The following is a 16,384-nucleotide window of genomic DNA, read 5'->3' on the forward strand; positions in this document are numbered from 1 at the left end:
CTGATTGAGTCGTGATGATAACAATTTGCAGCTTAATCCCGGCTGAACGTCGGCAAATTGCCCTCCATTTCGACCATCCGCCCGTCACCGCTGTTAGTCGGTGGACGCGACAGCTATAATCTGCCGCTTTACTCTTTACCACGACCTTGGAAAAGACCACGCCAGACCATGACTGAGTCCGTTCTTGACTACATGACCCGCTTGGGGATCGCTGCCCGCGAGGCTTCCCGCGTTATCGGCCGTGCCAGCACCGCGCAGAAAAACCGCGCCTTGCAGGCGGCTGCCAATGCGCTGGATGCTGCCCGCGCCGAGCTGACGGCCGCCAATGAGCTGGACTTGGCAGCCGGCCGCGCCACTGGTCTGGAGCCGGCGCTGCTTGAACGCCTGGCGCTGACCCCTGCGCGTATCGACGGCATGATCGTCGGTCTGCGCCAGGTCGCGGCGTTGCCGGACCCGGTCGGTGCGATCCGCGACATGAGCTATCGGCCTTCGGGTATCCAGGTCGGCAAAATGCGCGTGCCTTTGGGCGTCATCGGGATTATTTACGAATCGCGACCGAACGTGACCATCGACGCCGCCAGCCTGTGCCTGAAGTCTGGCAACGCGACCATCCTGCGTGGCGGCTCCGAGGCCATTCATTCCAATCGTGCCATCGCCGCCTGTATCCAGCGCGGTCTGGCCGAAGCCGATTTGCCGGCGGCGGTGGTACAAGTGGTCGAAACCACCGATCGTGCAGCCGTTGGTGCATTGATCACCATGCCGGAATACGTTGATGTCATCGTGCCCCGTGGCGGCCGTGGCCTGATCGAACGGGTCAGCCGCGATGCCCGCGTGCCGGTGATCAAGCATCTGGACGGCATCTGCCACGTTTATGTCAGTGCCCACGCCGACCTGCCGAAAGCCCAGCGTATCGCCTTCAACGCCAAGACTTACCGCTACGGCATTTGCGGTGCGATGGAGACGCTGCTGGTCGACCAAACCGTTGCCCAGGATTTCCTGCCGCCGATGGCTGCCCAGTTCCGCGAAAAAGGCGTCGAGCTGCGCGGTTGCGATCGTACGCGGGCAATCATCGAAGCGCTGCCGGCCACTGAAGAAGACTGGGGCACCGAGTACCTGGCGCCGATCCTGTCGATCCGCGTGGTCGACGGGCTGGAGCAGGCCATCGAGCACATCAACCATTACGGCTCTCACCACACCGATTCGATTGTCAGCGAACACCTGGGCGACACCCGGCGTTTCGTGGCTGAAGTCGACTCGTCGTCGGTGATGATCAACACCCCGACATGCTTCGCCGATGGCTTCGAATACGGATTGGGTGCCGAGATCGGCATTTCTACTGATAAGCTGCACGCCCGCGGCCCGGTCGGCCTCGAAGGTTTGACCTGCGAGAAGTACGTCGTGGTCGGTGATGGACAGCTGCGCGGACAGGAGTCGGTCTGACTTGGGCGACCTCGACCCGTCAGCTCCGGTCACTGGCAGCGAGCCCGCACCTCGCCGTATCGGCATACTGGGCGGAACTTTCGACCCGGTGCACATCGGCCACTTGCGCGGTGCACTGGAAGTCGCCGAATCATTGGCGCTCGATGAGCTGCGTCTGACACCCAGTGCCAGGCCTCCCCATCGGGATACGCCGCAGGTATCGGCGAAAGACCGTCTGGCGATGGTCGAGTGCGCGGTGGCCGGTGTGGCGCCGTTGGTGGTGGACGCCCGCGAATTGCAGCGGGACAAACCGTCCTACACCATTGATACCCTGGAACTGATGCGTGCCGAACTGGCCGCGGATGACCAGGTTTTTCTGCTTTTGGGCTGGGACGCTTTTTGCGGCCTGCCCACTTGGCACCGCTGGGAAGAGTTGCTCCAGCATTGCCATATCCTGGTGTTGCAACGCCCGGATGCCGACAGCGAACCGCCGGATGCCTTGCGCAACCTGCTGGCAGCGCGTTCGGTGAGCGACCCGCTGGCCCTCAAAGGGCCGAGCGGACAGATTGCATTCGTCTGGCAGACACCGCTCGCGGTATCCGCCACCCAGATCCGTCAACTGCTGGCCAGCGGTAAGTCGGTACGTTTCCTGGTGCCCGACGCGGTCCTGGCCTACATCGATGCGCACGGACTTTACCGTGCGTCGAACTGAATAGGAGTGCCTCAAGGCACGTAGCAACAACGTGTATTGAAGCGCCCGAACATACGAGCAAAACGAGTTTTATATGACTGACAAAGACCAAACCAAAGTAAAGCGCAAAGGCACGTTCAAGAGCGCTCCGCTGCCAGTACCGGCAGCAACCGGCGTGGTTCTCGCCGGCGAAGAGCTGGTCAAGGTTGCCGTGGCGGCCCTGGAAGATGTGAAGGCCCAGGACATCCAGGTGATCGACGTTCGTGAAAAGCAGAGCATCACTGACTTCATGATCATCGCTACCGGTACGTCCAATCGCCAGATCGGCGCGATGCTCGACAAGGTCCGCGAAGCGGTCAAGGCCCAGGGCGTCAAGCCACTGGGTGAGGAAGGCAAGGGCGACAGCGACTGGGTACTGCTGGATATGGACGATGTCATTGTGCACATGATGACGGCCTCCGCTCGCCAGTTCTACGACCTGGAACGCTTGTGGGCCGGTGCCGAGCAGAGCCGTTCGGCCAGCGCGGCTCACCACAGCCCTGAAAATACCCACGAGCACTTCACCAAGCTCAACAAAGACCAGGAATAAGGGCCCGCTGTGCGACTGCGACTGATCGCCGTCGGTTCACGCATGCCCAAATGGGTGGAAGAGGGCTGGCATGAATATGCCAAGCGTCTTCCGTCCGAGCTGGCGCTTGAACTGGTGGAAATTCCGCTCAACACCCGTGGCAAGAACGCCGACGTGGCCCGCTTCATCCGTCAGGAAGGCGAAGCCATGCTGGCCAAGGTCGGGCCGAACGAACGTGTTGTCACCCTCGAAGTCCACGGCAAGCCCTGGAGTACCGAGCAGCTGGCGGTCGAACTCGATCGCTGGCGGCTGGACTCGCGCACAGTGAACTTCATGGTCGGTGGCCCCGAGGGGCTGGCGCCTGAAGTCTGTGCCCGTGCCGATCAGCGCTGGTCGCTATCGCCGTTGACGTTGCCGCACCCGCTGGTGCGAATTCTGATCGGCGAACAGCTGTATCGTGCCTGGACCGTGTTGTCCGGCCACCCTTACCACAAGTAGTTCTGCCCTCATGTCTCAGCCGATCCGCATCAAGGACCACGAAAAAGACGCCCGTCTGGTGCGTGGCCGTGTCGTGTTCGGGGCCATTGCGGTCGTGACGCTGATCGGCGTGCTGATCGCGCGGCTGTATTTCCTCCAGGTGATCCAGTACGAGTACCACTCGACCCTGTCGGAAAACAACCGCGTCCACGTCCAGCCGATTCCGCCACCCCGTGGGTTGATTTACGACCGCAACGGTGTGGTCATTGCCGACAACCGGCCCAGCTTCAGTCTGAGCATGACCCGCGAGCGCTCTGGCGATTGGCAGCAAGTGCTCGATGTGATCGTTCAGGTGCTGGAACTGACGCCCGAGGACCGGGTGATTTTCGAAAAGCGCATGCGCCAGGGGCGTCGGCCGTTCGAGCCCGTGCCGATCATGTTCGAATTGACCGAGGAGCAAATCGCTCGAATCGCCGTCAACCAGTTCCGCCTGCCCGGGGTGGAAGTGGTCGCGCAACTGGTTCGTCACTATCCCCAAGGCGCGCACTTTGCGCACTCGGTGGGCTACATGGGGCGGATCAACGAGAAGGAGCTCAAATCTCTGGATCCGGTGAGTTACAGCGGCACCCATCAAATCGGCAAAACCGGCATCGAGCGCTTCTATGAGCCCGAACTGCACGGTCAGGTCGGGTATGAGGAAGTCGAGACCAACGCTCGGGGCCGCGTATTGCGGGTACTCAAGCGCACCGATCCGATTCCGGGCAAGGACATCGTCCTGAGCCTGGACATCAAATTGCAGGAAGCCGCCGAAGCCGCGCTCGGCGGTCGTCGTGGCGCGGTGGTGGCACTGGACCCGAAAACCGGTGAAGTGCTGGCGATGGTCAGTCAGCCGAGCTTCGACCCGAACCTGTTCGTCACCGGCATCAGCTTCAAGGCTTATTCCGAGTTGCGCGACTCCATCGACCGGCCGCTGTTCAACCGCGTGCTGCGCGGTCTGTATCCACCGGGTTCGACCATCAAGCCGGCGGTGGCGATTGCCGGCCTGGATTCGGGTGTGGTCACGGCCTCGACGCGGGTATTCGACCCCGGCTACTACATGTTGCCCAACTACGACCACAAATACCGTAACTGGAACCGTACGGGCGACGGCTTTGTCGACCTCGATACGGCGATCATGCGCTCCAACGACACCTACTTCTATGACTTGGCCCACAAGCTGGGGATCGATCGATTGTCCTCGTATTTGAGCAAGTTCGGCATCGGTCAGAAGGTCTCGCTGGACATGTTCGAAGAGTCTCCGGGATTGATGCCTACGCGCGAGTGGAAGCGTGCAACGCGCCGCCAGGCATGGTTCCCGGGCGAAACACTGATTCTCGGGATCGGCCAGGGCTATATGCAGTCGACCCCGTTGCAACTGGCCCAGGCCACCGCGCTGGTGGCCAACAAAGGCGTCTGGAACCGTCCGCACCTGGCCAAGACCATTGAAGGCCAGAAACCGTTGGATCCCAACCCGATGCCGGACATCGTCCTGCGTGACCCGTCCGACTGGAACAAGGTCAACCACGGCATGCAGCAAGTGATGCACGGCGCCCGTGGCACGGCGCGCAAAGCCTCGATCGGTGCGCAGTACCGGATCGCCGGCAAGAGTGGTACGGCCCAGGTGGTCGCGATCAAACAGGGTGAAAAGTATGACCGCTCCAAGGTTCAGGAACGCCATCGCGACCACGCCTTGTTCGTTGGCTTCGCGCCGGCCGATGATCCGAAAATCGTGGTGTCGGTGATGGTCGAGAACGGCGAATCCGGTTCCGGTGTCGCCGCGCCGGTGGTGCGTCAGGTCATGGACGCCTGGCTGCTGGATAAGGATGGTCGTCTCAAAGCCGAATACGCCAGCCCTAACAGCGCGGAGGCTACCGCCCGTGATGAATAATTTTGATCGCATGCTCTCTAGCGAGGATGTGATGCGTCGTCGTGCGACGCTGCTGCAGCGCCTGCACATTGATGGCCCGCTGCTGATTTTGCTGCTGACCCTCGCCGCCGGCAGCCTGTTCGTGCTGTATTCGGCCAGTGGCAAGAGTTGGGATCTGCTGGCCAAACAGGCGACCTCGTTTGGCATCGGTCTGGTGTCGATGATCGTCATTGCCCAGTTTGAGCCGCGCTTCATGGCCCGCTGGGTGCCGGTCGGTTATGTGCTCGGCGTGCTTTTGCTGGTGGTGGTGGACGTGATGGGCCACAACGCCATGGGCGCCACGCGCTGGATCAACATCCCGGGGGTGATTCGCTTCCAGCCTTCGGAGTTCATGAAAATCCTGATGCCGGCGACCATCGCCTGGTACCTGTCCAAGCGCACTTTGCCGCCGCAGCTCAAGCATGTGGGCGTCAGTCTGTTTCTGATCGGCTTGCCCTTCATTCTTATCGTGCGGCAGCCGGACCTGGGCACCTCGCTGTTGATTCTGGCCGGTGGCGCCTTCGTGCTGTTCATGGGCGGGCTGCGCTGGCGCTGGATTCTCAGCGTGCTGGCCGCCGCCGTGCCGGTGGCCGTGGCAATGTGGTTCTTCATCATGCACGACTACCAGAAGCAGCGGATCCTGACCTTCCTCGACCCGGAAAGCGATCCGCTGGGCACCGGCTGGAACATCATTCAGTCCAAGGCCGCCATCGGTTCCGGCGGTGTGTTCGGCAAGGGCTGGTTGCTGGGCACCCAGTCGCACCTGGACTTCCTGCCGGAGAGCCACACCGACTTCATCATCGCGGTCATGGGTGAGGAGTTCGGCCTGGTGGGCATCTGCGCGCTGCTGCTGATCTACCTGCTGTTGATCGGTCGAGGGCTGGTGATTACCGCCCAGGCCCAGACATTGTTCGGCAAATTGCTGGCCGGCAGCCTGACCATGACGTTTTTTGTATATGTTTTCGTCAACATCGGTATGGTCAGTGGCCTGTTGCCGGTGGTGGGGGTGCCGTTGCCGTTCATTAGCTACGGAGGAACTTCGCTGGTGACGTTGCTGTCAGCGTTTGGGGTTTTGATGTCGATCCATACCCATCGCAAGTGGATCGCGCAGGTTTGAATAAGGTGAAGATTTCAATGCAAGTAATGCATGGCTGGGCGACTCGATACGCGTCGTGGGTTGGCCTGGTAAGCATCCTTGGCACTGCGCAGGAAGCGTTGGCCGGCGATTACGAAGGTTCACCCCAGGTGGCCGAATTCGTCGGTGAGATGACCCGCGATTACGGCTTCGCCGGCGAGCAGCTGATGGGCGTGTTCCGTGAAGCCGAGCGCAAGCAGTCAATTCTGGACGCGATTTCGAAACCCGCCGAGCGGGTCAAGCAGTGGAGCGAATATCGCCCGATGTTCATCACCGATGCGCGCATTGCCCGCGGTGTCGACTTCTGGCGTCAGCACGAGGCGGTGCTGGCCCGTGCCGAGCAGGAATATGGCGTGCCGGCTCAGGTGATTGTGTCGATCATCGGCGTTGAGACCTTTTTCGGACGCAATACCGGTAATTTCCGGGTAATCGATGCCTTGTCGACCCTGGGTTTCGACTATCCTCCCCGTGCCGAATTTTTCCGCAAGGAATTGCGTGAGTTCCTGCTGCTGGCCCGGGAAGAGCAGGTCGATCCATTGACCCTCAAAGGCTCCTACGCCGGTGCCATGGGCTTGCCGCAGTTCATGCCGAGCAGCTTTCGCGCCTATGCGGTGGACTTCGACGGTGACGGGCACATTAATATCTGGACCAACCCGGACGACGCCATCGGTAGCGTCGCCAGTTACTTCAAGCGTCATGGCTGGGTGGCCGGGGAGCCTGTGGTCAGTCGCGCCGATGTCCGGGGTGATCAGGTGGACGATGGTTTGACCACTGGCATCGAACCGACGAAAACCGTCGGAGAGTTGCGGGCCTTGGGCTGGTCAAGTCATGATGCGCTGCGCGATGATATGCCGGTTACCGCGTTCCGCCTGGAAGGCGACAATGGCCCGGAATACTGGATGGGCCTGAAGAATTTTTACGCAATCACGCGTTATAACCGCAGCGTGATGTACGCCATGGCCGTACATCAACTGTCAGAACAGCTGGTCCAAGCACGGGGCGTCAAGTAATGCGGGCATTGCCTATGAATAAACCCCTGAAGCTGATGGCATTCGTCGCGTTGGCAGTGCTGGTCGCCAGTTGTTCGACCAGTCGCTCGCCCGGCCAGAAGTCCTCCACCGCCGTGCGTTCGGCACCGGGACTGGACATCAACCGCGCCCACAAGGATGGCGCGCCGTGGTGGGATGTCGATGTGTCGCGCATCCCCGATGCCACGCCGACCCTGCACACCGGCCCCTACAAGGCCAATCCGTACACGGTGCTCGGAAAAACCTATTTCCCGCTGCAGGATTCCAAGACTTACGTCGCTTCGGGCACGGCGTCCTGGTACGGCACCAAGTTCCATGGTCAGAACACCGCCAACGGCGAAGTCTATGACCTGTATGGCATGAGTGCCGCGCACAAGACTTTGCCACTGCCAAGTTACGTTCGGGTGACCAACCTGGACAATAACAAGAGCGTGATCCTGCGGGTCAATGACCGCGGGCCGTTCTACTCGGACCGGATCATCGACTTGTCCTACGCCGCTGCCAAAAAACTGGGCTATGCCGAAATCGGCACCGCGCGAGTCAAGGTGGAAGGGATCGACCCGCAACAATGGTGGGCCGCCAAGGGCCGACCGGCGCCCTTGATGCTCAACGAGCCGCAAGTTGCACAGAATAGTGCCCCGGTCATTACGGCTTCGGCCGGTACCGTCGAGCAATGGACACCGCCACCACAGCAGCACGCTGCCGCCGTTGTGCCTGTCCAGATCGATACTAAAAAAAACGCTTCTGCACCAGCCTCTGGCCAGTATCTGCAGGTGGGCGCGTTCGCCAACCCGGACGCTGCGGAGCTCCTGAGGTCGAAACTCAGCGGGATGGTGAGCACCCCGGTGTTCATCAGCTCGATCGTACGCAATCAACAGACGCTACATCGGGTTCGACTGGGGCCAATCGGTACGCCGGGTGAAATCCAGCAAGTGCAGAACAGCGTGCGTCTGGCCAATCTTGGTTCGCCGAGTGTGGTCACGGAGTAATACGTAGGACTTGATTGACGGTTCACTTGCAGTCGGGAGTGAACCAGGTTGTTGGCTCGTCGAGAACAAAAGCCCGGCAAAGGGTGACTGGAGTGAGCAACTGAATACGCGATGACTCGTAGGGTTTGTTCGAAAACTCGCCGAGCGGCGGTCACGCAAGCAGCGTGATCGCCGCGCAGGCCGTTCAAGAGCAAAGCCTGAAGGTTATTTGATTAGTTTTGCCCTTGGGCAAGTTTCCATTAGCGATTTCGAGAGACGGATGAACATCACCACCTTTGCCAAACGCCTGTGCCTTCTAGTCCCGCTGCTCCTCTCGCCTGCCGCGTTCGCGGCCGAGATGATGCCGTCGCCACCGCAACTGGCCGCCAAGGCCTACGTGCTCATGGACGCCAGCAGCGGCAACGTGCTGGTCGAGAACAATGGTGACCAGCGCCTGCCGCCAGCCAGCCTGACCAAGCTGATGACCGCCTACATCGCGACCCTGGAAATCCGTCGTGGCCAGATTGGCGAAAACGATCCGGTGACCGTCAGTGAAAACGCCTGGCGCACCGGCGGTTCCCGGATGTTCATCAAGGTCGGCTCGCAAGTCACTGTCAGCGACCTGCTGCACGGCATCATCATTCAGTCGGGCAACGACGCCAGCGTTGCGCTCTCCGAGCACATCGCCGGCAGCGAAGACGCGTTCGCCGACCTGATGAACAAAACCGTAGCCGATCTGGGCATGAGCAACACCCACTTCATGAACCCGACCGGGCTGCCGAACCCTGAGCACTACTCGTCGGCTCACGACATGGCGGTGCTGGCTCGCGCGATCATCCACGAAGACCCGGCCCACTACGCGATCTACTCGCAGAAAGAGTTCTTCTGGAACGGCATCAAGCAACCGAACCGCAACCTGCTGCTGTGGCGCGACAAGACCGTTGACGGTCTGAAAACCGGCCACACCGATGAAGCAGGCTACTGCATGGTGTCTTCGGCCGTGCGTGATGGCATGCGTCTGATCGCCGTGGTGTTCGGCACCAACAGTGAAGTGGCTCGCGCCGCCGAGACTCAGAAACTGCTGACTTACGGTTTCCGTTTCTTCGAAACCCAGACCTTCTATCAGAAAGGCGCCGAGCTGGCTCAGGCTCCTGTCTGGAAAGGCTCGACCAACCAGGTCAAGGCCGGTCTGGCTGAAGACCTGACCATGACCCTGCCGAAAGGCCAGCTGAAAAAGCTCGCTGCCAGCATGACCATGAACCCGCAACTGGTTGCGCCCATCGCCAAGGGCGACGTGATCGGTAAGGTCGAAGTGAAACTGGACGACAAGGTCGTGCACAGCGCAGATCTGATCGCTCTGGACGCCGTCGAGGAAGGTGGTATCTTCCGCCGCATGTGGGATAGCATCCGTCTATTCTTCTACAGCCTGTTCAACTGAATTTAGTGTGCACCTGCAAGGCTCCGTGCTGATCCAGCCCGGAGCCTTGCCCGTCGCCACGGCTTACGCTTACGAGGCCGTTACGCCATGACCGATACCGAAGTAAAGGCGCCAAAGATCGAATTCCCCAACGTTGATTACCCGGTTAAGGTGATCAGCGATACTGGCGTGGGCAACAAAGACAGGATCATCGAGATCGTCAGGAAACACGCGACGATCAACGATGAACGTGTGGATGAGCGTCAAAGCACCAACGGTAAATACACCACGATTCAGTTGCACATCGTCGCCACCGACCAGGATCAGCTGTACAACATCAACAGCGAACTGCGGGCCACCGGCTTCGTGCACATGGTGCTGTGATGCCTGGCACGCTGGGCTTTCGCGAACTCGGCCAGATGGCTTACGAACCGGTCTGGCATGCGATGCAACGCTTCACCAACGAACGCGGCAGCGATGCCGCCGACGAAATCTGGCTGGTAGAGCACCCGCCGGTGTTCACCCAGGGCCAGGCCGGCAAGGCCGAACACCTGTTGCTGCCGGGAGATATTCCGGTGGTGCAGGTTGACCGCGGTGGCCAGGTGACGTATCACGGCCCCGGGCAATTGGTGGCCTACCTGCTGCTGGACGTGCGCAAGCTGGGTTTCGGTGTCCGTGACCTGGTGACCCGCATGGAGACGTGCCTGATCGAGCTGCTCGCCAGTTATGGCGTGACGGCTGCGGCCAAGCCGGATGCGCCGGGTGTCTACGTCGACGGAGCGAAAATCGCATCCCTGGGTCTGCGGATCCGCCACGGTTGTTCCTTTCATGGCCTGGCCTTGAACGTGGACATGAACCTGGAACCGTTTCGACGGATTAATCCCTGCGGCTACGCCGGGCTGGCGATGACCCAGCTGAGCGATCACGCAGGATCGATTGAATTTGCCGAGGTAAGTGCCCGGCTGCGCGCGCAGCTCGTCAAACACCTCGACTATGCTGAGCAGACGACCCTAACGGGCGGAATCGACTGATATGACTACTGATGCAGTGCAAACCATGATCCCGACGCAGGATGTCACTGATCGTCCGGCCCCGCGTGCCAAGGTTGAAGCCGGCGTTAAGCTGCGCGGCGCCGAGAAGGTTGCACGCATTCCGGTAAAGATCATTCCGACCACCGAGCTGCCGAAAAAGCCTGACTGGATTCGCGTTCGTATCCCGGTATCCCCGGAGGTCGACCGCATCAAGGCCCTGTTGCGTAAACACAAACTGCACAGCGTGTGCGAAGAGGCCTCCTGCCCGAACCTGGGCGAGTGCTTCTCCGGTGGTACCGCGACCTTCATGATCATGGGTGACATCTGCACCCGTCGCTGCCCGTTCTGCGATGTGGGTCATGGTCGTCCGAAGCCACTGGACGTCAATGAGCCGGAAAGCCTGGCCATCGCCATCGCTGACTTGCGTCTCAAATACGTGGTGATCACCTCGGTAGACCGTGACGACCTGCGTGACGGTGGTGCCCAGCACTTTGCCGACTGCATCCGCGAAATCCGCAAACTGTCGCCAAACGTTCAGCTCGAAACCCTGGTGCCGGACTACCGTGGCCGCATGGACATCGCGCTGGAAATCACCGCGGCCGAGCCGCCGGATGTGTTCAACCACAACCTGGAAACCGTGCCGCGCCTCTACAAGGCTGCGCGTCCGGGGTCGGACTACCAGTGGTCGCTGACCCTGCTGCAACGCTTCAAGCAGATGATGCCGCACATTCCGACCAAGTCAGGCCTGATGCTGGGCCTGGGCGAGACCGATGAAGAAGTCATCGAAGTCATGAAGCGCATGCGCGAACACGACATCGACATGTTGACCCTGGGCCAGTATCTGCAACCGTCCCGCAGCCACTTGCCGGTGCAGCGCTTTGTGCACCCGGACACCTTCGCCTGGTTCGCCGAGGAAGGTTACAAGATGGGCTTCAAGAACGTCGCTTCCGGTCCGCTGGTTCGCTCCTCGTACCACGCCGACGAGCAGGCGAAGCTGGTCAAGGCCGAGTTGATGTCGTCCTGATGCGCTGAAGACAGGAAAACGCCCGCCAGGCATTGAGCCAGGCGGGCATTTTTTTGTCCTGCCCACGCCCATCACCGATTTCTCCTGCAACCTGCGGGCAAAGAAGCCTCTTCTGTTTGTGCCCATTCCTGACTACTGTGTGTTGAGGATTTCACGCAGGGAGATATGGATGACAGTTCCACCGACCCACACTCTTTGTCCAAATGCTCCCGTTCCGGCATTGCCGATGGAAGGGCTGATTGGCGTCATTGCGCCTGCCGGTCCCGCTGCGCTGGACACCCACAAGGCCGTACAGTGGATGCGCGCCCGAGGTTATTCGCTCAAAGTGTTTCCCGGCGTCTACGAAAAGGAAGGCTACCTGGCCGGTAGCGATGAGGTGCGGCTGAACGATTTGCATGCGGCATTTGCCGATCCTGAAGTCGACGCCATCATCTGCCTGCGAGGTGGTTATGGCACGCCACGCTTGCTTGACCGTATCGATTTCGAGCTGCTGCGCAATAACGCCAAGCCATTCATCGGTTATAGCGACATTACTGCGTTGCATCTGGCGATCAGTCGCCATGCAGGGTTTGTGACGTTCCATGGTCCACTGCTCAACGCCGACCTGCTCGGCAAACGACAACAACCCACCGAGTCTTCGTTCCTCAACATGCTGCGCGGCCATTTGAAGGCGGGCAGCGTGCTCGCGCATCCCGAGGCCTACCCATTGACCACGATCGCGCCTGGCATCGCTCACGGGCGTTTGCTGGGTGGGAACCTGTCGATGATTGCCGCGACCATGGGCACGCCTTACGAGATCGACGCCGAGGGTGTCATCCTGTTTATCGAAGACATCAACGAACCGCTGTATCGCATCGATCGATTGCTGACTCATCTGCGACTCGCCGGGACGCTGCGCAAGCTGCGTGGCGTTCTGGTCGGGGACGTGGCGGGGGTCGATGTGTCCTCCCTGGATCGATTGCTCAAGCAGGCGTTCGAGCCATTTCGGATTCCGGTGCTATCCGGGTGGCGCAGCGGGCATTGTGACCCGAATTTGACGTTGCCCATGGGCGCGCTGGTCAGGCTGAATGCGGGCAGGCAAGAGCTGGTGCTGGAACAGGATGTGGTGATCAGGCGCTAGAACGTCACGGCCTGACAAGTCGTCATCGCGGGCAAGTCCCCCAGTGGCATCAAGGTGAATGCAGTATTTGCACGCAACTTGATGTCAGTGGGGGGCTTGCCCGCGACGCTTTCAGCGGCTGCGAAGACCTTCCAGCAACTTGTGCGTCGGGTAACCATCGGCTGGCCAGCCGAATGACTGCTGGGCGCTGCGGATCGCCTTGCGCGTGTTGGCGCCGATGATGCCGTCGGCAGTGCCCGCATCGTAGTTTTGCGCGCTCAGCAGGTTTTGCAGTTCAATGCGCTCGGAACGGCTCAATGGCAAATCATCTTTCGGCCAGGAGCCGTTGATCAGGCCCGCACCGTTGAAACGCTCGGACAACAGGCTCACCGCCAGGGCGTAGGACGAAGAGTTGTTGTACTTGAGGATCGCCCGGAAGTTATCGAGCACGAGGAATGCCGGGCCGCGATAGCCGGCTGGCAGCAGCAAGGCCGCAGACAGTTGCTCTGTGCCCGCCGGGACCTGCCCGCCATTGGGCAGTGTGATGCCCAGTTGGCGCCATTCGGCGACACTTTTACGAATTGTGCCGTCAGCCAGCATGTAATTGAAGTTGCCCGGCAGTTGCACTTCGAAGCCCCATGGCTGGCCTTTCTGCCATCCGGAGCTTTGCAGGTAATGCGCGGTCGACGCGAGGGCGTCGCTGGCACTGCCCCAGATATCTCGTCGACCGTCGCCATCGAAGTCCACGGCGTGGGTGTTGTAGGTGGTCGGGATGAACTGGGTCTGGCCCATGGCGCCGGCCCAGGAACCGAGCATTTTCTCCGGTTCGATGTCGCCTTGTTGCAGAATCTGCAGGGCTGCGATTAATTGCGCATGGGCGAAGCCGGGGCGTCGGCCTTCGTAGGCCAGGGACGCCAGTGAGTTGATCACCGACTTGTTGCCCTGGAACTGGCCGAAGTTACTTTCCATGCCCCACACGGCGACCAGGGCCTGGCGATCGACGCCGTATCGCTGCTCGATGCTTTGAAGAATGCCGTCGTATTGGCTGACCAGTGACTGCCCCTTGCGCACCCGCAGTGGCGACAGGGCGCCGTCCAGGTATTCCCATACCGGCCGGGTGAACTCCGGCTGGCTGCGGTCGGCACGAATCACGCTGGGGTCGAAGCTGACGTTAGCGAAGGCGCGGTCGAAGAGGTCGGCGCGGATGCCGGCGGCCATGGCGTCCTTGCGGAAACCGGCCTGCCATTCGGCGAAGGTCTGGGTCGGCTGGATGTCGAGATTGTCGTCGCTTGGTACCACTGGCGCTACCACTGCAGGTGCGGTGGTGACAGGAAGGGTCTGAAGCGGCTGGGCGTCGGCGGCGGTGGGTTTTTCCGCGCAGGCGACTAGCAAAATGAGGCTGGAGGCAGCTATCAATTGGCGTAGGTGCCAACGACGGGAAAGACAAAGGGGCATGCACGGGTCCAGGGAAAACGGATCAGGTGCAGACCTTAACATGTTGAGCGGATGCATGCCTTTCAGGCTGCCAGAAAGTAAGAAGCCTCCCAGCTATTAGACTGGAAGGCTTCGCGGCGGTAGCTGCCTTTGCCCTTGCCGGCTCGTTCCTGACGGCTGCGGAACAGTGGCTGGGCGATGATGGATTTGGCCTTGTTGGGGCCGCGTTTGGACGGCTTTTTGCTCATGATGGATGCTCGCAAGTGAGTGGTTTTTGCGGAGCAAATCATCGGCTGAAGTTGGGGTTCTGTCTATAGGGCAGGTTGTCAGTAAATACGCCGTACCCTGTAGGAGCGAGCCTGTTCGCGATGGAATCAGGAACACTGCGGTGAGCCAGACTCCCCGCGTTATCGTTAGCGACCATCGCGAGCAGGCTGGGCGGGGTTACTCGGCAGGCAAGGTAAGGCGCTGGCCCGCCATCAACAACGTTAACCGACTCAGGCTCATCCAGGGCGAGCCGGCGGCCTGGCCCTTGATCTGTGCATCGATGCGCTGCGCTTCGAGTAGCAACTGCGCCCAGCGTTGCGCCGAATAACGTTGCAGGGCTTTGCTCATCAGCGGCTTGCGCTTGTCCCAGACAGGTGGTTTGGCCTGGCTGAAGGCTTTGTCCAAGGGCGTTCCCTGGCTGTATTGCAACGAGATATTGGCCAGTAGGCGCAGTTCCCGGGCCAGCGCCCAGAGAATGACCGGCGGTTCGACGCCTTCCCCGCGCAGCCCTTCGAGCATGCGCAGGGCATGGGCGGCTTCGCCGTTGAGAATCGCATCGGTCAGCCCGAAGACATCGAAGCGCGCACTGTCGGCCACCGCGGCCTGCACGGTTTCGATCGTGATCTGACCACCTTCGGCCATCAGCTTGAGTTTTTCGATTTCCTGGGCGGCGGCCAGCAGGTTGCCTTCGACCCGCGCGGCGATCAGCTCGACCGCATCCTGACTGGCGGAAAGCCCGGCCTGGGACAGTCGCTGTCGGATCCAGCTCGGCAACTGGCTGACATCCACCGGCCAGATCTGCACGAACTGGGTTTGCTGGCCTTCGACCAACGCCTTGCCCCACTTGGTTTTCTGCGCGCTGCCATCGAGCTTTGGCAGGCTGATCAACAGCACCGTGTCTTCGGCCGGTCGCGAGCAGTACTCGATGAGAGCGGCGGCGCCCTTGTCACCGGGCTTGCCGGAGGGCAGACGCAGTTCCAGCAGGCGTTTTTCGGCGAACAGCGACATGCTGGCACCGGCTTGCAGCAGCGTACCCCAGTCGAAACTGGCATCGGCGGCAAAGACCTGGCGTTCATCAAAACCTTGCTGGCGAGCGGCAGCGCGGATGGCGTCGGCCGCTTCCTGACACAGCAAGGGGTCGTCGCCACTGATGACGTAGACCGGCGCGAGGGCACCTTGCAGGTGCTTTGCGAGTTGGGCGGGGGCGAGTTTCATAGGCGAGGGCGAACGGGGCGCCTGAGCGCCCCGCAAGTCTTACTGCTTCGGCAGTTCGAGAGGCGACTGACGCGGCGTTTCCGCTTCAGTCTTCTGCGCCGCTTCCAGCGCCGCGGCTTCAGCCTTGGCCCTGGCATCGGCAGTCTGCTGCAACTGATCGAGCTGGGCCGGGGTCAGTTGTTGCAGGCGCAGCATCATGCGCTGAATCAGCTCGCGGCGGGTTTCGCCCCGGGCTGTTGCAGCTTCCTGGTCGGAACCTACCAGGTTGTTGCCGTCGTGCATGAAGATCTTCTGAACTTCAAGTTTGTCGCTCAGCAGATCCAGGTTGTTCTGACCACGGATGTCGTAGTTGAGGACGGTGGTGACCTGGTACTCGCCAGTACGACCGGCGCCGGCGTAACTGAGGATGCGCTGGTTTTCCTGCTCATCGGTCAGCACCAGTTTGTAAGGTGCACCGGTGTAGACCTTGACGCCGCTGCTTTCCAGCATCTGGCGCATTTGCGTCACGGTTTCGCCGTAGGCGTTGCGCGCGCTCAGGTCGAGCTCCTTGATCGCCAGTTCTGTAGTGCCGGTGCCACGCAGCTGGAAACCGCAGGCGCTCAGCAGGACCGCAAGGCCCATCACCAGCAAATTGCGTTTGATCATTGTGTTGCTCCCCTTGAAACC

At 60.8% G+C, this 16,384-nt stretch carries 17 protein-coding genes; 13 read left to right on the forward strand and 4 right to left on the reverse strand.

What is annotated here, in order from left to right; all coding sequences use genetic code 11:
* Window positions 1-168 precede the first annotated feature (168 nt).
* From BLV61_RS18865 to BLV61_RS18925, 13 genes are all read left to right on the forward strand, one after another.
* A complete protein-coding gene (locus tag BLV61_RS18865) occupies window positions 169-1,440 on the forward strand; it encodes a glutamate-5-semialdehyde dehydrogenase (RefSeq protein WP_047533743.1) in 1,272 nt (423 codons plus the stop codon).
* 1 nt (window position 1,441) lies between these two features.
* Window positions 1,442-2,131 (forward strand): nicotinate-nucleotide adenylyltransferase, encoded by a 690-nt coding sequence (nadD, locus tag BLV61_RS18870; protein WP_161793943.1) that lies wholly within the window; start codon window positions 1,442-1,444, stop codon window positions 2,129-2,131.
* A 73-nt stretch (window positions 2,132-2,204) separates the two neighbouring features.
* Window positions 2,205-2,699 (forward strand): ribosome silencing factor, encoded by a 495-nt coding sequence (rsfS, locus tag BLV61_RS18875; protein ID WP_047533738.1) that lies wholly within the window; start codon window positions 2,205-2,207, stop codon window positions 2,697-2,699.
* Window positions 2,700-2,708: 9 nt separating this feature from the next.
* Window positions 2,709-3,176 carry a 23S rRNA (pseudouridine(1915)-N(3))-methyltransferase RlmH gene (gene rlmH, locus BLV61_RS18880; RefSeq protein WP_007937439.1) on the forward strand — a complete coding sequence of 156 codons (468 nt, stop codon included), beginning with the start codon at window positions 2,709-2,711 and terminating at the stop codon, window positions 3,174-3,176.
* A gap of 10 nt (window positions 3,177-3,186) precedes the next feature.
* On the forward strand, window positions 3,187-5,082 hold the full coding sequence (mrdA, locus tag BLV61_RS18885) for a penicillin-binding protein 2 (protein ID WP_047533735.1): 1,896 nt from the start codon (window positions 3,187-3,189) through the stop codon (window positions 5,080-5,082).
* 31 nt (window positions 5,083-5,113) lie between these two features.
* Complete coding sequence (rodA, locus tag BLV61_RS18890) at window positions 5,114-6,217, forward strand: rod shape-determining protein RodA (RefSeq protein WP_090327560.1); 1,104 nt, start codon at window positions 5,114-5,116, stop codon at window positions 6,215-6,217.
* A gap of 17 nt (window positions 6,218-6,234) precedes the next feature.
* Window positions 6,235-7,245 carry a lytic murein transglycosylase B gene (mltB, locus tag BLV61_RS18895; RefSeq protein WP_090466901.1) on the forward strand — a complete coding sequence of 337 codons (1,011 nt, stop codon included), beginning with the start codon at window positions 6,235-6,237 and terminating at the stop codon, window positions 7,243-7,245.
* Complete coding sequence (locus BLV61_RS18900; protein WP_047533725.1) at window positions 7,245-8,252, forward strand: septal ring lytic transglycosylase RlpA family protein; 1,008 nt, start codon at window positions 7,245-7,247, stop codon at window positions 8,250-8,252. Before mltB ends, BLV61_RS18900 begins: the two co-directional genes overlap by 1 nt.
* Window positions 8,253-8,511: 259 nt before the next feature.
* Window positions 8,512-9,669 carry a D-alanyl-D-alanine carboxypeptidase family protein gene (locus BLV61_RS18905; protein WP_047533722.1) on the forward strand — a complete coding sequence of 386 codons (1,158 nt, stop codon included), beginning with the start codon at window positions 8,512-8,514 and terminating at the stop codon, window positions 9,667-9,669.
* A gap of 87 nt (window positions 9,670-9,756) precedes the next feature.
* Window positions 9,757-10,032, forward strand: coding sequence for a DUF493 domain-containing protein (locus BLV61_RS18910; protein ID WP_047533719.1), 276 nt, complete (start codon window positions 9,757-9,759; stop codon window positions 10,030-10,032).
* The gene (gene lipB / locus BLV61_RS18915; RefSeq protein ID WP_047533716.1) at window positions 10,032-10,679 is read left to right on the forward strand and encodes a lipoyl(octanoyl) transferase LipB; all 648 of its coding nucleotides are present in this window, start codon (window positions 10,032-10,034) and stop codon (window positions 10,677-10,679) included. The genes BLV61_RS18910 and lipB overlap by 1 nt, the downstream gene beginning before the upstream one ends.
* Window position 10,680: 1 nt before the next feature.
* Window positions 10,681-11,703 (forward strand): lipoyl synthase, encoded by a 1,023-nt coding sequence (lipA, locus tag BLV61_RS18920; RefSeq protein ID WP_047533713.1) that lies wholly within the window; start codon window positions 10,681-10,683, stop codon window positions 11,701-11,703.
* A 169-nt stretch (window positions 11,704-11,872) separates the two neighbouring features.
* Entirely contained in the window at window positions 11,873-12,823 is a 951-nt protein-coding gene (locus BLV61_RS18925) for a S66 peptidase family protein (RefSeq protein WP_047533711.1), read from the forward strand.
* 111 nt (window positions 12,824-12,934) lie between these two features.
* Here BLV61_RS18925 and BLV61_RS18930 read toward each other — a convergent pair whose 3' ends face one another.
* From BLV61_RS18930 to BLV61_RS18945, 4 genes are all read right to left on the reverse strand, one after another.
* Entirely contained in the window at window positions 12,935-14,257 is a 1,323-nt protein-coding gene (locus BLV61_RS18930; RefSeq protein ID WP_090466902.1) for a lytic murein transglycosylase, read from the reverse strand.
* Window positions 14,258-14,319: 62 nt separating this feature from the next.
* Window positions 14,320-14,484 (reverse strand): alternative ribosome rescue factor ArfA, encoded by a 165-nt coding sequence (gene arfA, locus BLV61_RS18935; RefSeq protein ID WP_047533707.1) that lies wholly within the window; start codon window positions 14,482-14,484, stop codon window positions 14,320-14,322.
* Window positions 14,485-14,680: 196 nt separating this feature from the next.
* A complete protein-coding gene (holA, locus tag BLV61_RS18940) occupies window positions 14,681-15,718 on the reverse strand; it encodes a DNA polymerase III subunit delta (RefSeq protein WP_047533705.1) in 1,038 nt (345 codons plus the stop codon).
* 39 nt (window positions 15,719-15,757) lie between these two features.
* Entirely contained in the window at window positions 15,758-16,363 is a 606-nt protein-coding gene (locus tag BLV61_RS18945; protein ID WP_090466903.1) for an LPS-assembly lipoprotein LptE, read from the reverse strand.
* Between the last annotated feature and the right edge of the window lie 21 nt (window positions 16,364-16,384).

It is taken from the genome of Pseudomonas mohnii, from assembly GCF_900105115.1.
Lineage (GTDB): Bacteria > Pseudomonadota > Gammaproteobacteria > Pseudomonadales > Pseudomonadaceae > Aquipseudomonas > Aquipseudomonas mohnii.